20 protein-coding genes are annotated in these 19,234 nt (G+C 38.7%); 11 read left to right on the top strand and 9 right to left on the bottom strand.

The genetic code is table 11. The features are described from left to right. Positions 1–48: 48 nt before the first annotated feature. Both QZ574_RS12040 and fabD read left to right on the top strand, forming a co-directional pair. A complete protein-coding gene (locus QZ574_RS12040; RefSeq protein ID WP_297089771.1) occupies positions 49–573 on the top strand; it encodes a VTT domain-containing protein in 525 nt (174 codons plus the stop codon). A 141-nt stretch (positions 574–714) separates the two neighbouring features. Next, positions 715–1,602, top strand: a complete 888-nt coding sequence (gene fabD, locus QZ574_RS12035; RefSeq protein WP_297089769.1) for an ACP S-malonyltransferase — start codon at positions 715–717, stop codon at positions 1,600–1,602. A 72-nt stretch (positions 1,603–1,674) separates the two neighbouring features. Here fabD and QZ574_RS12030 read toward each other — a convergent pair whose 3' ends face one another. Beyond that, a complete protein-coding gene (locus QZ574_RS12030; RefSeq protein ID WP_297089767.1) occupies positions 1,675–3,036 on the bottom strand; it encodes a sigma-54 dependent transcriptional regulator in 1,362 nt (453 codons plus the stop codon). 337 nt (positions 3,037–3,373) lie between these two features. Here QZ574_RS12030 and QZ574_RS19455 point away from each other — a divergent pair, with 337 nt between their 5' ends. Then, a complete protein-coding gene (locus QZ574_RS19455) occupies positions 3,374–4,114 on the top strand; it encodes a flavin reductase (protein WP_363314063.1) in 741 nt (246 codons plus the stop codon). 12 nt (positions 4,115–4,126) lie between these two features. Here QZ574_RS19455 and QZ574_RS12015 read toward each other — a convergent pair whose 3' ends face one another. After that, positions 4,127–4,363 (bottom strand): CDGSH iron-sulfur domain-containing protein, encoded by a 237-nt coding sequence (locus QZ574_RS12015; RefSeq protein ID WP_297089765.1) that lies wholly within the window; start codon positions 4,361–4,363, stop codon positions 4,127–4,129. 36 nt (positions 4,364–4,399) lie between these two features. Here QZ574_RS12015 and QZ574_RS12010 point away from each other — a divergent pair, with 36 nt between their 5' ends. Continuing rightward, on the top strand, positions 4,400–5,512 hold the full coding sequence (locus tag QZ574_RS12010) for a lactonase family protein (RefSeq protein ID WP_297089763.1): 1,113 nt from the start codon (positions 4,400–4,402) through the stop codon (positions 5,510–5,512). A gap of 3 nt (positions 5,513–5,515) precedes the next feature. Here QZ574_RS12010 and folE read toward each other — a convergent pair whose 3' ends face one another. After that, entirely contained in the window at positions 5,516–6,139 is a 624-nt protein-coding gene (gene folE, locus QZ574_RS12005) for a GTP cyclohydrolase I FolE (RefSeq protein WP_297089762.1), read from the bottom strand. 185 nt (positions 6,140–6,324) lie between these two features. On the opposite strand from folE, the gene mqnB reads away from it, so the two are divergent. The 3 genes from mqnB (at position 6,325) to QZ574_RS11990 (ending at position 8,975) form a co-directional block, all read left to right on the top strand. Then, positions 6,325–7,011, top strand: a complete 687-nt coding sequence (gene mqnB / locus QZ574_RS12000) for a futalosine hydrolase (RefSeq protein ID WP_297089760.1) — start codon at positions 6,325–6,327, stop codon at positions 7,009–7,011. A gap of 264 nt (positions 7,012–7,275) precedes the next feature. Next, positions 7,276–8,241 carry an ADP-glyceromanno-heptose 6-epimerase gene (rfaD, locus tag QZ574_RS11995; protein ID WP_297089757.1) on the top strand — a complete coding sequence of 322 codons (966 nt, stop codon included), beginning with the start codon at positions 7,276–7,278 and terminating at the stop codon, positions 8,239–8,241. An 83-nt stretch (positions 8,242–8,324) separates the two neighbouring features. After that, complete coding sequence (locus QZ574_RS11990) at positions 8,325–8,975, top strand: lysoplasmalogenase (protein WP_363314059.1); 651 nt, start codon at positions 8,325–8,327, stop codon at positions 8,973–8,975. 239 nt (positions 8,976–9,214) lie between these two features. Here the strand turns inward: QZ574_RS11990 and QZ574_RS11985 are convergent, their stop codons facing one another. Together QZ574_RS11985 and QZ574_RS11980 are read right to left on the bottom strand one after the other, a co-directional pair. Further along, on the bottom strand, positions 9,215–9,622 hold the full coding sequence (locus QZ574_RS11985; RefSeq protein ID WP_297089755.1) for a hypothetical protein: 408 nt from the start codon (positions 9,620–9,622) through the stop codon (positions 9,215–9,217). Further along, entirely contained in the window at positions 9,619–10,185 is a 567-nt protein-coding gene (locus QZ574_RS11980; protein ID WP_297089753.1) for a sigma-70 family RNA polymerase sigma factor, read from the bottom strand. Before QZ574_RS11980 ends, QZ574_RS11985 begins: the two co-directional genes overlap by 4 nt. 282 nt (positions 10,186–10,467) lie before the next feature. On the opposite strand from QZ574_RS11980, the gene QZ574_RS11975 reads away from it, so the two are divergent. Then, positions 10,468–10,794, top strand: a complete 327-nt coding sequence (locus QZ574_RS11975; protein ID WP_297089750.1) for a DUF6249 domain-containing protein — start codon at positions 10,468–10,470, stop codon at positions 10,792–10,794. Positions 10,795–10,852: 58 nt separating this feature from the next. On the opposite strand, the gene QZ574_RS11970 is transcribed toward QZ574_RS11975, so the two are convergent. Beyond that, complete coding sequence (locus QZ574_RS11970) at positions 10,853–12,127, bottom strand: M64 family metallopeptidase (RefSeq protein WP_297089748.1); 1,275 nt, start codon at positions 12,125–12,127, stop codon at positions 10,853–10,855. 55 nt (positions 12,128–12,182) lie between these two features. Between QZ574_RS11970 and QZ574_RS11965 the strand changes: the two genes are divergently transcribed. Next, positions 12,183–13,499: a mechanosensitive ion channel domain-containing protein gene (locus QZ574_RS11965; RefSeq protein WP_297089746.1), complete on the top strand. Its 1,317-nt coding sequence runs from the start codon at positions 12,183–12,185 to the stop codon at positions 13,497–13,499. 151 nt (positions 13,500–13,650) lie between these two features. Beyond that, complete coding sequence (locus tag QZ574_RS11960; RefSeq protein ID WP_297089745.1) at positions 13,651–14,136, top strand: Lrp/AsnC ligand binding domain-containing protein; 486 nt, start codon at positions 13,651–13,653, stop codon at positions 14,134–14,136. A 48-nt stretch (positions 14,137–14,184) separates the two neighbouring features. On the opposite strand, the gene QZ574_RS11955 is transcribed toward QZ574_RS11960, so the two are convergent. Next, complete coding sequence (locus QZ574_RS11955; RefSeq protein WP_297089744.1) at positions 14,185–15,513, bottom strand: ammonium transporter; 1,329 nt, start codon at positions 15,511–15,513, stop codon at positions 14,185–14,187. Positions 15,514–15,875: 362 nt separating this feature from the next. Here QZ574_RS11955 and QZ574_RS11950 point away from each other — a divergent pair, with 362 nt between their 5' ends. Next, a complete protein-coding gene (locus tag QZ574_RS11950; protein ID WP_297089743.1) occupies positions 15,876–16,343 on the top strand; it encodes an Lrp/AsnC ligand binding domain-containing protein in 468 nt (155 codons plus the stop codon). Here the strand turns inward: QZ574_RS11950 and rlmB are convergent. Then, a complete protein-coding gene (rlmB, locus tag QZ574_RS11945) occupies positions 16,334–17,089 on the bottom strand; it encodes a 23S rRNA (guanosine(2251)-2'-O)-methyltransferase RlmB (RefSeq protein ID WP_297089741.1) in 756 nt (251 codons plus the stop codon). The genes QZ574_RS11950 and rlmB overlap by 10 nt on opposite strands. 61 nt (positions 17,090–17,150) lie before the next feature. After that, the gene (locus tag QZ574_RS11940) at positions 17,151–19,097 is read right to left on the bottom strand and encodes an ABC-F family ATP-binding cassette domain-containing protein (RefSeq protein ID WP_297089739.1); all 1,947 of its coding nucleotides are present in this window, start codon (positions 19,095–19,097) and stop codon (positions 17,151–17,153) included. Positions 19,098–19,234 lie beyond the last annotated feature (137 nt).

Below are 19,234 nucleotides of genomic sequence, written 5' to 3'. Positions count from 1 at the left end.
TGCGTAACTTTACTAACAGATTAATTGACTTTTAATCCTGTTGAGTAGATGAACGACAAAATAGCAATACCAAAGAAGTTCTATTTTATCCTGTTTGCTTCGGTAATTGCTATTTGTCTGTTCTCGTTTACCATTGGTCGCGAGCTTTATGCCGATAAAACGGAAAGCCTTTTTTCTTTTGGCCTCATTCATTTTTCGGGTTACCTATTTTTTTTATTAATGCCGGTTGAGCTGGCTTTTATTTACTATCTGCCCCATTATCCGGCAGAAATATTACTAGGTGTGGCGCTGGCAACAGCAGTGGTGGCACAGTTTATTGACTATTGGATAGGCCGCTTAATTCGTCCACTAAAAATAGTTGAATTTATGGGGCGCGAACGGATTGAAAAAGCAGAACGGAAAATAAAACAATACGGAATGCTTACCATCTTTCTTTTTAACCTGTTTCCGCTTTCGTCGCCGGTAATTGCTTTGGCGGCCGGCATGCTGCGTTATAATTTTCGACGATTTTTTGTGGTAAGCATTTTGGGATTGTTAATAAAGTATCTTGTAATTCTCTGGTGTTTTTCTTAATTCTCGACCCGAATAACCTGATGTTCGATTCCGTTTCAAAGAATGTGTCAAATTATGGGAAATGGTGCCTGAAGGAATTTTGTCGTTGTAAATTTAATTTAACTTTGCGCCAGATTTTTAAAAACTAAAAATTTTAATGAGATGAAAGCATTTGTATTCCCTGGTCAGGGAGCTCAATTCCCCGGAATGGGAAAGGATTTATATGAAAATTCTGCTGAAGCAAAAGCATTATTCGAAAAAGCAAACGATATTTTAGGTTTCAACATTACCGATATTATGTTTGAGGGTGAGGTTGAAGACCTGAAGCAAACTAAAGTTACTCAACCCGCCATTTTCTTACATTCGGTTTTACTGGCAAAAACATTAAAAGATTTTGCTCCTGATATGGTTGCCGGTCACTCGTTGGGCGAGTTTTCGGCACTGGTAGCAAACGGAGTATTAAATTTTGAAGATGGCTTAAAGCTGGTTGCCCAGCGTGCCATGGCTATGCAAAAAGCCTGCGAAGTGGAGCCATCAACAATGGCAGCAATTGTTGGGTTGGAAGATGCTGTGGTGGAAGAAGTTTGTGCTTCAATTGATGATGTTGTGGTACCCGCCAATTACAATTGTCCGGGGCAGTTGGTAATATCTGGTTCGGTTGCCGGAATTGATAAAGCTTGCGAGTTGCTAACTGAAAAAGGAGCTAAACGTGCCATTAAATTGGTAGTTGGCGGTGCTTTTCACTCGCCGTTTATGGAACCTGCCCGCGAAGAGTTGGCAGCTGCTATAGAAGCGACTACATTTAATACACCTGCTTGCCCGGTTTATCAGAATGTTGATGCACAGCCGGTTTCTGATCCTGCTGTAATTAAAGAAAACCTGATTGCCCAGTTAACGGCTCCGGTAAAATGGACAAAAATTATGGAAAACATGATTGCCGATGGAGCTACATCGTTTACCGAAGTTGGCCCGGGTAAAGTTTTACAGGGACTGGTAAAAAAAGTAGATCGTAAAATGGAAACCATAGGTGTTAATAGCTACGAAGGATAAAGCATTATTTACATCCAAATAAAAATCCCGGACTTAACTGGTCCGGGATTTTTTATGGTATCAACTGATTGATTAATTATCCATGTGTTTCTGCAGCATCCGGTATATGGTAGATTTACCGATACCCAGTTTAGATGCCACCAAACGAACATTTTGATTGTATTTGTTTAAAAAGAATTTTACGATTTCGTTGTTGTATTCTTCCAGTGTTTTTTCCTGTGCCAAAAGGTTTTGTACACTTTCATCAACATTCATATTAAGGTGGCTGGGTTTTATTACATCGCGGCTGCACATTACGCAGGCCAGTTCCATAATTGCTTTTAGCTCTCGTATATTACCCGGATAGTGGTAGTTTGATAACATTTGTTTGGCCTCAGCTGATATGGTTTTTTGGTCCATTTCGTTTTCGCGGCAAAATTCATCAACAAAAAACTTAGCCAGCAAAATTTTGTCGTTTCCGCGCTGGCGCAAGGGCGGAATCTCTATTGGCAAACCCAGTAAACGATAATAAAGGTCTTGTCTGAATTTATCGTCGGCAGATAGGGCTGCCAGGTTTTTGTGAGTTGCCGTAATAATTCGTACATCAAGTGGAATAAGATCGTGCCCACCCAGGCGAACCAACTCGCGCTCTTGCAGCACACGTAATAATTTGGCCTGAAGGTTCAGGTTTAAGTCGGCAATTTCATCCAGGAAAAGCGTCCCACCATTGGCAGCTTCAAACTTTCCTATTTTTTGAAAATCGGCACCTGTAAATGCACCTTTTTCGTGCCCAAAAAGTTCGCTCTCAATTAAACCCTCCGGAATAGCTGATACGTTAACGGCAACAAAGGGCTTGGCACTGCGTCGAGAGTTATAGTGAATTCCTTTGGCTACCAGTTCTTTACCAGTACCTGTTTCTCCTGAAATAGATACCGAAATATTCGTTTGTGTGGCTTTGTTCATTAATTCAAAAACATGCTCAATTTCGCGGCTGTTGCCTTTAATCAGGTTTTTGAAATTGTATTTTTCCTTGACGGCTTCTTTTAAGTTGGTATTTTCGGTTTGTAACTGGTCGGTTTTGTATATATTTTTTATGATGTTGCTCAGCTTTTCCCGAGTGTCGGGTGCTTTCATTATATAATCGTACGCGCCATTTTTCATCAGCTCAATTGCTGTAGAAATATTATCCTGCGCCGAGATAACAATTACATGGGTGTTCGGAATTTTATCCTGAATTTTGGCAAGAACCTCTTTCCCGGTCATATCGGGCAAAGTATAGTCGAGCGTTACAACATCGGGTTTTTCTCCCATTGCATTTATAAAGTCGGTACCATTATGGAATACTTTAACTTGCAGCTGGTCGTCTAAGAGTTGTTTTTTGAGTACCCGGGCATAAAGTACATTGTCTTCAACAATAAAAACTTTGTACTGATTTTTTAGTTTGTGGTTGGCCATATTTTCTAATTTAGAAAGCCTAAAAATACTCAAAACGTGGGACAAATCAAAAGATATGTCCACATTGTGGAAAAAATGGTGACTAAATTCCCATTATAGAATTTTAGGATATGAATTTGTTAAAATTTAGGAGTGAAATAATTGTGCCGTTTTGTTGTATTTGTTGGCAAAAGCAAGAAAAAATAAAATATCAGCGTCATACCTAATGTATATTGAATTGTATTGTTAAATTTAAACGAACGAAATGAAACAGCTACTATCATGCATCATTTTAAGTAGCTGATGATGTATGATAGGAGTTGCCGACAAAAACAAATATTTGTAAATAAGTGAAATTATGAATTATTCCGCATTTCATAAACTGTCATATGGATTGTATGTAATTGCCACAGAGCTTAATGGAGAGAAAGTGGGCTACATTGCCAATACGGCATTTCAAATTACTGCCGAACCATCCAAAATTGCAATCAGTTGTCATAAGAACAACCATAGTGCCCAGAAAATAATTGATAGTAAAAAATTCTCCATTTCGGTTCTGAAAAAGGAAGTCGATACATCTCTGATAGGTAAGTTTGGCTTTATGTCGGGGGCCGATATTGATAAATTTCAGGGGGTTGAAACTATTGTAGCAAAAACGGGTGCGCCAATTGTAGTCGATTCATCGGTGGCATGGTTTGATTGTAAAGTGCTTGATTACAGTGATGTGGGTTCGCATTATCTGATTATAGCCGAGGTGGTTGATGGTGATAAATTATCGGATGAAGAGCCGCTTACTTATGCGTATTATCATGCAAAATACAAAATGTTGTCGCCTAAAAACGCACCAACTTATATTGAAAAGGAAAAATTGGGCGATGAGCCTGAGCCGATAGTTTACGAAGAAGTAACCGAAGAAGCCAGTGACCAAACGCCGGGCGATGACGGCATTTTTTCGTGCAATATTTGTGGCTACCAATACGATCCGGAAGAGGGCGACCCGGCATTGGGTATTCCTCCGGGAACACCTTTTGAAGATTTGCCCGACGATTGGAAATGCCCCTTGTGCAATGCCTCAAAAGAGGATTTTACCAAAGTATAGGGGGTGTAGTTCTTAAAGTGTCCGGTGCGAGCCATCACAAAATGGCTTTGTTTTTGAATGTTTGCACTGGCATAGCCATACTTCTTTTTTTACATCAATGGTAAACGCCTGGGGCGCAAATTCAGTTCCCCGGTGCGAACCATCGCAAAAAGGTTGCGTTTTACTTTTTCCGCAGGCGCACCAGTAGTAGGTGCCGGGTTCAAGTGTTAGTGCTTTTGGTGCTTTGTCAGCAATTACAGGCTTCTGCATATTTTGTTAATTTTAGTGTTCAATAAAGATATAACTATGATACGGAATATTTTGTTTGCTAACGTTCTTTTCTTGTTTATTGTTACCATTGGCAATGCCCAGGAAAAACAGATGTTTTATGTTGGTACATTTACTACGGAAGGTGCTGAGGGAATTTACTATTGCAGTTTAAATTCACAATCCGGAGAAATTTCTTTAGAAAATACTTTTAAGGGGGTTGATAATCCTTCTTTTTTACGTCTTAGCCCGCAGAACGATTTTCTGTATGTGGTAACTCGGGCTACACCGCAGGTTGAACCTTCGGGAGGTTTTATTTCGGCCTACCAGGTTGGAGAAAAAGGGGAGCTTCATTTCATAAACAAACAAGTATCGAATGGTGCCGGGCCCTGCCATGTTGATGTTGCGCCTGATGGAAAGTTTGTGGCTATCGCAACCTACGGCGGAGGAACAACATCGGTTTATGCGGTAAATGAAAATGGTGGTGTAGAACCGGCATTAACGGTTGTTAAAAACTCGGGTAATGGGCCGCATCCCAACCAGAAAAGCCCGCACGCACATTCCATAAAATTTTCGCTTAAAGGACCGGGTATTTTTAGTGCCGATTTAGGAACCGACCAACTAAACATCTTTCATTTTGAGAACGGAAGCTTTGGAAGATATGAGCAGGGATTTGTGAAACTACCTGCAGGTGCGGGGCCACGGCATTTTGTTTTTCATCCTGAAGAAGAAGTTATCTATGTGATAAATGAGCTGAATTCAACAATTTCAGCCATAAAAAAAGAAAACGAGAAGTGGTATGTTTTTCAGAACATATCAACCTTGCCCGATGATTTTAAAGGGGAAAGTAATTGTGCAGACATTCATTTATCAAAAGATGGCCAGTATTTATACGGCTCGAACAGGGGGCATAATTCTATTGCTGTTTTTAAGGTTAATGCCAATCAGAAGTTATCCTTTTTAGGAACTGTGCCGGTAGAGGGCAACTGGCCACGAAACTTTGGCATAAGCCCTGATGGAAACTGGATGTTGGTTGCCAACCAGAGAAGCCATAATATTACTGTTTTTCGGATGAACCACGAAACCGGTATGCCTGAGTTTTCAGGTAAACAAATAGATTTACCGGCACCGGTGTGTATTGAATACCAGTAGTTGTTAACTCAATTTAGAGCTGATAAGTTTAATGAACTCCTCGCGTGTAGCTACTTTCTCAAAAGCCCCGGTAAAATCAGATGTTGTGGTAATAGAATGTTGTTTTTGTACACCGCGCATCTGCATGCAAAGGTGTTGTGCCTCAATTACTACGGCTACCCCCAACGGTTTTAAAGTTTCCTGAATGCAGTCTTTAATCTGTGTGGTTAAACGTTCCTGTACTTGCAGCCGACGGGCAAAAACATCAACCACCCGCGCAATTTTGCTTAATCCGGTAATGGTGCCGTTCGGGATGTAGGCTACATGTGCTTTGCCAATAAACGGAAGCATGTGGTGTTCACACATCGAGTAAATCTCAATATCTTTTACAATAACCATTTGGCGGTAATCTTCTTTAAACATGGCTGATTGCAAAATCTCCACCGGATCCATTTGGTAACCCTGCAGCAGGAACTGCATCGCTTTGGCTACTCTTTCAGGCGTTTTGTCCAGACCTTCGCGAGATGGATCTTCGCCAACAATACTTAAAATTTTTTTGTAGTGGCCCGAGAGTTTTTGTGTTGCTTCTTCATTAAAAAGGTCATTCCTTTGGTAGCCATTCGAGTTGTTATTCTTAGGTGAACACATTTTGTTTACAATTTATTAGTTACAAAGATTAACTTTTTTTTATAAAATCAGTATGAAAGAGTAGATGGAATGAAAACCAGGCAGTAAGATGCAGCCTGGCAGAAGAGCGATAAATACAGATAGTACGAAGCTTAGGGAGTGGATTTTGTGATGAAGAGAAATGAAAAAATACAAACATTAATTGTATGGAAATTTTGATTGTAGCAGCCACTACAATGGAAATAAAGTTGATTGTTGATGAGCTGGAGAAGGTTGAAGAATTAAGTCATTTGGTAAAATCATATCGGCTTGGCGGCTTAAGTATCGATATCCTGATAGCTGGAATCGGAACCTCGTTTACCACTTTTCACTTGGTAAATGCTTTACGCGATAAGAAATATGATGCGGTAATAAACATTGGTGTAGCCGGAAGCCTCACCCGTGAGCTTAAAATTGGTGAGGTAGTAAATGTTTACAGCGATGAATATGCCGACCTGGGTATAGAAAAACAGCATGAATTTTTAACCCTTTTTGAATCGGGGTATTTAAATGTTAACGAGTTTCCTTTTGAAAATGGCCAGCTAAAAGCAAGTAACTCAAACGGCTGGATCAAGTTAAAAAAAGTAAAGGGCATTACTACCAATAAAAGTTATGGCCGCGATAGCAGTATTACTGAAATTAAGGAAAAATTTACCGCACACGTTGAGTCGATGGAAGGCGCTGCCGTATTTTACGTGTGTAACTGGCTGGGGGTAAGCTGTTACCAGCTACGATCGGTTTCAAATTATGTCGAACCCCGCGATTCGGAAAAGTGGAATATACCGCTTGCTCTTGAAAATTTGAAAGAAGAAGTAATCGGTATTTTAAGGCTGATACCTGTGCCGGTAAATTAAAAAGCGTTTATAAATTGTGCCTTCTTTTTAAAGAACAGCCCTCGACTATTTTCACTCAACACGGTTTAAATAAAAACTCAATGTAAAAAAGCAACCAAAAACAGGTTTAAACCGTCTGTTCTTACAGATATTTTTGTCTATTAAAAAAAGTTAAATTTATTTTGCGTTGCGTACAATAAAAAACACTGGAGGTAGTTTTAAATACAGATGCCACATTTTTCAGAAAACAGAGTTTTTTGCTGTACCAAACGAAACCGCGTTAAGATGATAGTTGTAACAGGAGCTGCCGGATTTATCGGAAGTTATTTAGTAGGAAAACTCAACAAAGCAGGTTATAACGACCTGGTATTGGTTGACAAATTTGATGACCCCTGGAAAGATTTAAATCTGTTAAAAAAGAAATATCAGAAATTTATTGACCGCGACGATTTTTTTAAATGGTTAATAAAAAATGCCCGGGATGTTGATTTTATCTTTCACCTTGGAGCGCGAACCGATACCGTTGGGCAGGAACCGGAGCTTTATCAGCAACTTAACTTAATTTATTCGCAACGGCTGTGGAATATCTGTTCCGAAATTCAGGTGCCATTGTTGTACGCTTCTTCTGCGGCAACCTACGGAAATGGAGAAGATGGTTTTTCAGATGAACATAAAAAAATACGGGATTTAAGACCGTTAAACCTTTATGGCTGGTCGAAACACGATTTTGATGTTTGGGCTTTAAAACAGTTTCGTACGCCACCATTTTGGGCAGGCATGAAATTTTTTAATGTGTACGGACCAAATGAGTACCATAAAGGAAGGATGGCTTCAGTAGTGTTACATGCCTACAAAACCATAAAAGAAACCGGACACATGCACTTGTTCCGTTCGCACCACAAAGCATACAAAGATGGTGAACAAAGCCGTGATTTTATTTACGTTGAAGACATTGCCGATGTAATGATGTTTTTTATGGAAAATCAGGATAATTCGGGCATTTATAACGTGGGAACCGGAAAAGCCCGCTCTTTTCTTGACCTTACTAAAGCGGTGTTTGATAGCATGAACAAAAATCCGGAAATATCATTTATTGACACACCTGTTGATTTGCGTGGAAGGTACCAGTACTTTACCGAAGCAGAAATGCAAAAGTTACGCGATGTTGGCTATAATAAACCGTTTTTTGAATTGGAAGACGGCGTTAACGAGTATGTAAATAAGTACTTGTTGGAGGAAGCTTGTTTTTAACAATTGGTTTCATTTTTTATCCGAATAGTCTTACTTTTACCACAAACAGCAATTAATGAAAAAGATTTTGCTTCATATTCTTTTTGTTGCAATTGTTTTTGCCGATTTATTGGGCGAGTTCTTACATAATCCACAGATTGATCGTTTTGCCAAACCTTTATTGCTCATTTGGATTGCGGGTTATTTTTTTTTTACATGCAAAAAATATTGACAAGAAGGTGGTAGTATTGGCAGGCATTGCCTTTCTTTTTAGCTGGATTGGCGACCTTTTTATGATGTTTGCCGCAGACTTTTTATACTTTGTTTGTGGTATTGCTTCGTTTTTGATTGCCCAGGTGGTTTATTCCTTTTTGTTTTTGCGAACTATCGATCTTTCAGGGAAAAAACCATTTTTAAAAAAGAAACCCATGTGGTTAATCCCGTACATCGCTTTTGGGCTTATCGTTTATATTGTGCTTTTTCCGCAACTCGAGCTTGCTCTTCGCATTGCCATATTTGTGTATGTGCTTGCAATTTTAGCTATGTCGGCCATGGCTCTCAACCGCTTTGGCAACGGTCATCCCATTAGTTTTAGTCTGGTGTTTGCAGGTTCGTTGTTTTTTGTATTATCCGATTCGCTGATTGCTGTAAATCGTTTTCTCGTATCAATTCCATACGAAGGATTGTTGGTAATGGTGTGCTATATTGCCGCCCAATACCTTATTATGTTGGGATTGTTGAAACAATACGAATAAAATATCCCGACTTTTCAGCCGGAATGAATCTTTTTGATGAAGCTCATCTAGTGGATTTGTTGTTCCATTTTCTTATCCTTCCCTGCAAGCAAGGAAGGACGATCGGTTGTTGGTTTAGAACAAATTCTATGATGTTCTTTAATTGTTTATTTCTTATTGAGGGCAATCGTCTTTCCCTTCCACAGAGGGTAGCGATTTGTATTTATCTCGTTGTATTAGCTATACTAAGTGTATTTCGTTCAGGCGAAAATTTTGCTGTTCGAGCTAATAAATTTGTCGATAAATATAAGCACTGATACTGCAATTGTAATTCCGGCAATACTTAACGGCAATGTTCCCAATTTACTGAAGAATGATTGATAACCTTCCGATAATCCCTGTCCGGCCTCCGGAAGAAGTTGTCCAATCTGGCTGTCGGTCTGCACTCCTGCATTATTTACAAAAAAGATGGCTGCAAGTAATACGATAAAAAGTATAGAAATAATCCAGAATCCTTTACCCAAAACCTTTTCCGATTTAATTTTTTCCAACACACTATTTTCCTCAAAAATTTTGTTCATCACCTGAACTGTAAAACCAGTACCCGGATTTTCCAGTTTCATATTTTGCAGCAATGCTTTTAATTTTATGTCTTCCAGTTCGTTCATAATATAGTGTATAACTCGTCTTTCATTAATTCATTTAAAATAGTATAGAGCTTTTTACGTGCCCTGTAAAGTTTCACTTTTGTATTGCTTTCTGATAGCTTTGTTACTTTGCTAATCTCTTCAATCGACTGTTCCTCGAAATAATACAAAAGTATGAGTGTATATTCATCTTCCGGTAATTTATCCATGGCGGCTTTAATGGCTTGTGCCCTGTTTTCTTCCGGTATTCCATCCAGGTTCATTTCTTCAGCTTCATCGGCAATCTGCACATCATCGGTTGATGTAAAATGCATTTTCCTTTTTCGCACTTCCGAGATACAATTGTTGTACGTAATTCGGTAGAGCCAGGTCGAGAATTTTGCATTTCCTTTAAAGGTGTGCAACGATTTGTATGCCTTTATAAAACTCTCCTGTGCCATTTCCTCGGCGTCTTCACGATTTTTTAGAACTTTCATTGCAATGGAGAAAACGATATCCTGATATCTTTCCACGATATAAGAAAAGTAATTGGTCTGTCCGGCCTTTACTTTTTCTATGTAATAGATATCGTCTTTTTGCTCCATTCGCTCTTTTGACGTAATAATGATTAGCAGGTTACAAGTTACTAAGAAAAAATTTCACGCAGATTACGCTGATATCGCAAATTCAATAATTTTAAAGGGAGAATGATACAAATTACGGATTTCACTTTTGTCTTATTATAGTATTAAAATCCGCGTTTACCTGCGATATCTGCGTGAAATGATTCATCTTCAAGAAAAAAAACAGGAAAAGTTGTAACCGCAGAAACAATGTGGCGTCAAAAGAGCGAAAACAGAAATAAAAACAATTTAAAATTTAATATCATGGAAGGATTATTTGTACCAATCGGTTTTTTTCTGGCAATTTTCGCCATCTTGTATGTTTACTGGACAACACGTACAAAAGAACGCCTGGCCTTAGTAGAAAAAGGGCTCGATGCCGGAATTTTTAAAGGAGAATGTTCACAGTTATCGCTGGTTAAATGGGGAATCTTTTTAATTGCAGTTGGATTAGGAGTAGTTGTAGGTTATGCATTATCAAACGTAATGGATGAGGTTGTTGCCTTTTTTACTGCAATACTGGTTCTTGGAGGACTTGGTTTAATTGTAGCTTACGTAATTACATCTAAATTATTGAAGAATAAAGAATAGTAAAAAAGAGAAGATTATAGAAAAAGCGGATGAGCCTGAGAACTCATCCGCTTTTTTGCTATTCCGAATAAAAGCGAATTACTTTTCGAATCGCTTCCTCGCAAACCGGGCAGAAACCTTCTGCAACGTTGCTTTTCATCCGGCAATCAATATAGGGACTATAAATTCCTTCAGCCATGTAGCCACCTCCTTCGTATACACCAACGGTGTTTTTATATTTATCTTTTCGTGGTGTTGGAACCGGAGTGTCCGTGTCAATCATGTTTTTCCATTTTTTATCAAAATCAACCAAAGTTGTTATGTTGGGTTCCCAGGGTTCAATCTCTAGGTTATAGAAGTCTTCGTACGCTACTGCCGAGTTGTAGTATTCGTCTCCTAAACCGGCAAAACCATGACCAAATTCATGCACAAAAACCTGTTTGCTTAACTCGTTATCGGCAGTACATACCGAAACAAAGTTGTAAAATCCGCCACCGCCATAACGTTCGGTATTTACCAGCACATAAATTTGGTCGTAAGGAATACAGGCCGCCGCATCGTAAACGGTTTTCATGTCGGCAGTAGTCAGGTAGCGCGGCAAATTGAAGGTGTAATAGCTGGTATTAAAATAAGTGTTTTTGTAAATGTGTTCGCCCGGCACATCAGTTCCCGTTTCTGATGAGGGCGTAAAAACAGCTGTGACATTAAAATTTGCTTTCTCCGATTTAAAGGGTTCAACATCAAATAGGTAGTCTGAAACTTTTTCGGCATCGTAGTAAAAATCTTTTATTTCAGCACTGGTGTACCCTTCGGCAAGGATAACAATATCTACTTTTGTTGCCGGATCGCCATTTTGTACAATAGTTTTATTCTCAAAATGGAGCGTGTTTTCTCTTACAATAAAATAATCTTTTGGATTGATAGTTGTCTCGAAAATTGTTTTAAACGTTCCGTCCCACTGGCGGGCATCAATTTCCAACCGAATATCGTTCTTAGGGAAGGGCACATGTGCTGCCTGGTAAAAGGTTTTGTTGCCGGTTTTTGCCTCGGCTGTAGTTTGCCATTCCTGAAACAGGGTACTAAAACCTTTGCTGTAAATCAGTTCGTTGGTTTTCAAATCGAAAACCCGATAGCGATAACTTCCGTAATTAAAGCTATCAATGAGATTGGTTTTTGAGCCGCCCCAATAGGGTTCTTCTTTTATTTGTTGCGGGTAAACAACAACTTCGTCCTTATTTCCACCCAGCAGAAAATCAAAACGCAGGGTATTGTTTTTAAAATGGGTGTTATAATGGTGTTGAGCCAGGCCCATAAATGGCAATAGAAAAAGAATAACAGAAAACTTCAGCTTCATTTTACAACGGTTTATTATTTTTGGCTTAAAATAAGAAATTAAAGGACAATAAAACATGAGATCGGTTTTTAAACTTTTGCTTGAATATTTTCGCGAGTATGGCAGTGGCGAATTTTGGGTAAAGCCAACTGCAGCCGTAATTACCATTATAATTATAATTTTTGTTGCCTGGCTTGCTCATTTTGTCACCAGACAGGTTTTGGTTCGTATCGTGGTTCGTATAGCAAAACGAACTAAAACTACCTGGGACGATATACTGGTTGGAAATAAACTTTTTAATGGGCTGGCTCATTTGGTGCCTGCGTTTATAATTTTATATACCGCAAATTTTTCATTTCCGGTGCTGCACCAGGAACTCAGTGAGCTGGAGCCAGAAGTATTGGCTGAGCTAAGTAAGGATCATTACTTTAAACTGGCCGGTTTTCTCATAAAAATTGCCAAGATTTATTTTACACTTATTATTGTGTTTGTGGCCAACGCGGTGCTGAATTCAGGTATGGAAATATACAACACTACCGAATATTCGCATCATCGCCCTATAAAAGGATACATTCAGCTCATTAAAATTCTGATTTATTTTATGGCTGGTATTATGGTGCTGGCTGTTTTGCTTAACCGAAATCCAACCGTTTTGTTAACTGGTTTGGGAGCCATGGCAGCTGTTTTGCTTCTGGTTTTTAAGGATACTATTCTGGGCTTCGTGGCGTCAATACAACTTTCGGCCAACGACATGGTTAAAATTGGCGATTGGATTGAAATGCCCAGTCATAAGGCGGATGGTACAGTTATCGATATTACCTTAAACACGGTAAAAGTTCAGAACTGGGATAAAACCATCTCAACCATACCTACCTATGCGCTGGTTTCAGAATCATTTTACAATTGGAAAGGAATGGAAGAATCGGGCGGAAGACGCATCAAACGTTCGGTAGCCATTGATACTAATACCATTAAATTTTGCGATGCAGCCATGTTGAGTCGTTTCGAGAAGTTTGATCTTATACGCGACTATGTTCGTGAAAAAGAACAAGAGCTGAAAGAATACAATAAGGGGAAAAATCTGGCAGAAGAGGATTACATCAGTGGCCGGCATCAAACCAACGTGGGCATATTCAGGAAATACCTGGAAGTATATTTACGTCAGCATCCTAAAATAAAACAAGACCTAACATTCTTGGTGCGTCAACTTGCACCGCAGGGTAAAGGTTTGCCTATCGAGATTTATGTGTTTAGCAACGATCAGGCCTGGGCAAATTACGAAGCCATTCAAGCCGATATTTTTGATCATATTTTTGCGGTGATTCCAGAATTTGAACTTCGGGTTTTCCAGGAGCCTACCGGTGCAGATATCGAGAAAATAGGTATTCGCTAGGAAGTTTTTTGCGGTTTTTTGTGTATTTCGCATATAATCTGAAACTTACATATTGTAAGTATTTATATGTTTTTTAGCATCACAGATTAGTAATTGTGAATTTTGTCTACATTTGTGCTATAATTTGAAACTAACTCAGAAAATTTGAAGCATGAAGTCGAATGATTATTTAGAAGAAAGACCAGCAGATATTGATGAGCTGGATGAAAAGATATTAAAGCTTATTACAAAAAACGCCCGAATTCCATTCTTAGAAGTTGCTCGTGAATGTGGTGTGTCAGGTGCTGCCATCCATCAGCGGGTACAACGTTTATTAAATATAGGTGTGGTGCATGGCAGTGAGTTCGTGGTTAGCCCGCAAAAACTTGGTTATAATACCTGTGCTTATATGGGGATTTACCTCGATAAGGCCAAATATCATACTCAGGTGGCAGAGGCATTAAGAAATATACCAGAAGTAGTTGAATGTCATTACACAACGGGTGCTTATGCTATTTTTGTAAAAATACAAACCAAAACCAACAAACACCTTAAACGATTAATTGATGAGCAACTTCAGGATATTGAAGGAATTGCCCGAACCGAGACTTTTATTTCGCTTGAAATGGATTTTAAACGACAAGTTCCTATAAAATAGAAAAAGGCCGGTTTTTACCGGCCTTTTTTATCGCAAATAATTTACTTCTTATTCTTCTGTATATACAAAATTGTATGACTCGTCGTGCTGACTGATATCCAGTCCCACCTTTTCACCGTGAGGAGAAATACGCAATGGAACGATAAGATCGGTAATTTTGTACATCAACATTGAACCACCAAATGTAAACACCCCAACAATAATAAGTGCCAGCAGGTGATAAAGGAAAGTGGTAATTTCGCCGTGAATCAAACCAACTTCGTTGGCAAATACTGCGGTGAAAATCATACCGGTAATACCCCCCATTCCGTGTGCAGGAAATACATCAAGCGTATCGTCTAATTTTGATTTTGTGCGTAAAGTAATAGCGTAGTTACTAACAATAGCTGCAATTACTCCAATAAAAATACTTGATCCTACATTTACAAAACCGGCAGCAGGTGTAATGGCAACCAAACCAACAACTAAACCAATTGCAGCACCAACTGCAGATGGCTTTTTACCTTGAGCTGCATCGTAGAATATCCAGGTTAACATTGCTGCTGCTGATGCCGTATTGGTATTTACCAATGCCGAAGCTGCAATCGAGTCGGCAGCCAGAGCCGATCCGGCATTAAACCCGAACCAACCAAACCATAACATACCTGCACCAAGTAAAATATACGGAATATTCGCTGGTTTAAATTCTTTATTGGCATCTTTTCTTCTGCCCAGGAATATTGCACCGGCGAGTGCTGCAAATCCGGCCGACATATGTACCACTGTACCTCCGGCAAAGTCAAGAACACCCCAGTTACGCAGAAAACCGTTCGGATGCCATGTCCAGTGCGCCAAAGGAGCATAAATGAAAATAATAAATAATACCATAAAAAGCATGTAGGCTCTAAAACGTACTCTTCCTGCAAAAGAACCTGTAATAAGAGCCGGTGTAATAATGGCAAATTTTAGTTGGAACATGGCAAATACTGCAAACGGAAATGTTGGCGCAAAATCGGGGTGAGTTCCACCACCAACGCCCTTAAACATAAAGAATGTAAGCGGATTTCCGAATAAACCAAAGCCTTCGGCTCCAATACTATCTCCAAAGGCGATGCTAAAGCCTACAACAACCCATAAAACACTAACTATTCCCATTGCTATATAACTTTGTAGCATTGTGGAAATAATGTTTCTGGATTGAATCATACCTCCATAAAAGAAAGCCAGACCCGGTGTCATAAGAAGCACCAATCCTGTGGCTGTTAACATCCATGCTGTGTCACCGGCATCAAGATCTGCAATATTAATGTCGCCGACACCAGACGGGATAATTACGCCCAAAAAAGCGACAAATACCAGAAGGGCTAAAATAAACCACCAACTTGTTGAATTTTTCATGTCTATTTAATTTTAAGGTTACTTGCAATTAAGTCTGCCCAGCATATTAAGGCTTCATTTTTATTACAAAAATGAATGCTGCTAAACGTGCTGAATCCTGTTTTAAAATGTCTGTTGTTAGATTTTTATTGCTGTCTGTTTGATAAAAATCTGAGATAAAAGTATTAAATCAATCTTTTAAACGATAATAAAATAGAAAAATGAAAGAATATTAATAGGTAAATTAACAAACTGATAATATTTTGGTGGTTTTGAAAGGTTCTGGCATTTTTGTTTTCATTTTGTTACTATAATGTTTTGCAGTTAATAATACTGTTGAATAATGATAGATTTTTGATATTTTTGTAGAAAAATGTTACAATATGACTTTAAGAAATAATTTGGATGATTGGGATTTAAAAATTCTGGATATTATAACAAAAAATGCACGTATACCATTCAAGGATGTGGCCAAAGAAGTGGGGATTTCGCGTGCTGCCGTTCATCAGCGTGTTAATCGAATGGTTGATCTTGAAGTAATTGTTGGAAGTGGCTATCATATAAATCCCAAAAAAGTTGACTTTAAAACCTGTACTTATATCGGAATCTTTCTTGAAAAAGGGGGCTTGTTCAGTGAGGTTGTAAAGGAGTTGGAGAATATTCCGGAAATTGTTGAATGCCATTACACCACCGGAGCGTATGCCATTTTTATTAAGGTGTACGCAAAAGATAATGAGCACCTTAAGAATATTTTAAGTGGCGATATTCAGAAGATTCACGGGGTGGCAAGTACAGAAACCTTTATTTCGTTAGAAGAATCATTTAAAAGAACAATTCCGGTTCATTCCTGATTTCTTTGTCGTACTGCCTCGTAGATCATTAGTGCAGCTGAAACGGAAACATTTAGAGATTCGATTTTGCCCAGAATCGGAATTTTTAACTGCTCATCTGTAATTTTTAAAATTTGCGGTGAAATACCGGTATCTTCAGCGCCCATTACAATGGCAATTGGTGTTTTCATGTCTGAATCGGAATAAAGTTTTGTTCCTTTTTCGGTGGCAGCAACAAGGTTAATGCCCGAGTCTTTTAAAAAACGCAGCGTGTGATATAAGTTGTTGGTTTTACAAATGGGAATGTTGTGAATAGCCCCGGCGGAGGTTTTAACTGCATCTGCTCCAATTCTGGCCATTCCTTTTTCTGGTATAATAATAGCGTGTACACCGGCACATTCAGCCGAACGGGCAATTGCTCCAAAGTTTCTCACATCGGTAATTTGGTCGAGAACCAGGAGCAAAGGAGTTTCTCCTTTTTCAAATATTCCCGGAACAAGTGTTTCAATATTGTCAAATTCAATTGGCGAAACAAAAGCCAAAACTCCCTGATGGTTTTTTCGGGTTATCCGGTTTATTTTTTCAACAGGCACATATTGGATTGCAATTCCATTTTCTTTTAACAGCTCCTGAAGTTCGAGAATGAGCTCGTTGCGAAGGCCTTTTTTTATAAGAACTTTATCTATTGTTTTACCTTTCTTTATGGCTTCAATTAAGGCTCTTGTGCCAAATAAAAAATCTTCTTTATTTATTGTTCTGTTTTTCATGATATAGGAATTGTTTATTTTCAATAGTGTGTGGCAAATCTACCTTTCAGAGTTTTAAAACCTACCACGTTTTTTTTGTTTTCCAGCTTTCCAGTTCTTCATGGGATTCTTCCCAGTCAGTCATTGTTTGTTCCAATTCTTGTTTTAGTTGTTCGTATTTTTCAAACACTGCATGGTCGTTAATATTTTCAGGAGCAGCCAACAGTTTGTCCATTTCTTCAATGGCAGTTTCAATCTCTGCTATCTTTTCTTCGGTTTGATTTACTTTCTTTTCAAGTCTTGAAATAGTTTTGTTAATTTCTTTTTTTTCTTCGAAAGAAAGTTCTTTTCCCGGCGTTGCGGGCTTGTTGGCCTTTTCAGTTTTTAGTTCTTGTTTTTTACTTTCTAATTCTTTCAGCGATTCCATTTTTTTTCGATACAGAAAATCGAAGATTCCGCCCAGGTGTTGCTTGGCTTTTTTATTTCGGAAGTCATAGATACAATTTACCAGGCCGTCAAGAAAATCGCGATCGTGTGAAACAACCAGGACCGTTCCGGTGAAATTTATCAACGCATTTTTTAAAATTTCTTTCGAGCGCATATCCAGGTGGTTGGTAGGTTCATCCAGAATGAGGAAATTTACCGGTTCAAGCATGAGGCGTATCATGGCAAGGCGCGATTTTTCACCCCCGCTTAGTACTTTTACTTTTTTGTCGATATCTTCGCCCCGGAATAAAAATGCCGCCAGTATATCCCTTATTTTTGTGCGGATATCGCCAACGGCAATTTCGTCTATTGTTTCAAAAATTGTCAGATCTTCATTTAACAGTTGTGCCTGGTTCTGTGCAAAATAGCCAATTTTTACATTGTGCCCCAGTTTCATTATTCCACTGTGTTCGAGTTCGTTCATTATTATCCGGGCCAGGGTTGTTTTTCCCTCACCGTTTCGCCCAACAAAAGCAATTTTTTCTCCACTTTCTATGGTTAAATCAATGCTGTCAAGCACATGCAGCTGTCCATAAGATTTGCTAATGTTTTTAGCTTCAACAACCACACGGCCAGAGCGTGGCGCAGGTGGGAAATTAAGTTTAAGTGCTGTGTTGTCTTCTTCTTCAATTTCAAGCCTGTCAAGTTTCTCCAATTGTTTTACTCTCGATTGTACCTGAACTGCTTTTGATGCTTTGTACCGAAAACGTTCGATAAATTTCTCGGTATCATCAATCATTTTCTGTTGATTGTTATACGCTGCCAACTGAATTTCCTTTTGTTCGGCTTTCCAGCTGACAAACTTCGAGTAATTCATTTTCTGATCCGATATTTTTCCAAGCGAAATTTCTATAGTGCGGTTACAAACTGCATCAAGAAATGTTCTGTCGTGCGATACAAGTATAACAGCACCGCTATATGTTTTTAAGAAATCTTCCAGCCATTGAATGGATTCAATATCGAGGTGGTTGGTAGGCTCATCCAGTAAAAATATATCAGGTTTTTTCAACAGTAGTTTTGCCAGTTCCACACGCATGCGCCAACCTCCGCTAAACTCAGAGGTCATTCGTTTAAAGTCACTTCGCTCAAATCCTAAACCCAACAATGTTTGCTCAAGCTCTGCCTGGTAATTGTCGCCACCCAAAAGCTGAAAACGCTCATTCAGCTCGCTAACCATGTCTAGTTTCTTCAGGTACTCTTCCGAATGATAATCTTCGCTTTCTGCAATTGCTGTATTTAAAGTATTAATTTTTTGCTTAATGCTTAGTAATTCTTCAAATGCCAGGGTTACTTCATCTATTAAATTCCGGGTATCCGAAACTTTCATTTGCTGTGGCAAATAACCAACAGTTACTTCTTTCGGAATAGCAACCTGCCCATTCGAAGGTGTTTCTGTACCATAAATTATCTTTAATAAGGTACTTTTTCCCGCCCCGTTTTTACCAACCAGGCCAATTCGGTCTTTTGGATTGATAAGAAAACTTATTTCTTTGAACAGCTCAAAGCCTCCAAAACTGAGATTTATTTTATCTAGTGATATCATTAATAACAAAAATTGCCCAAAGATAATTATTTCGGACACATCACATTTTTTAAAAATTAGGCAAAAAAAATACCCTCTCGGGTAAAAAAGGAAGGGGAAAGCTCTATGGACGCTTTTTGAAGATGATTGATAATTTA

Source organism: uncultured Draconibacterium sp. (assembly GCF_913063105.1).
Lineage (GTDB): Bacteria > Bacteroidota > Bacteroidia > Bacteroidales > Prolixibacteraceae > Draconibacterium.
Note: the sequence above shows the minus strand (reverse complement) of the source record. Positions and strands in the feature narration are given on the sequence as shown.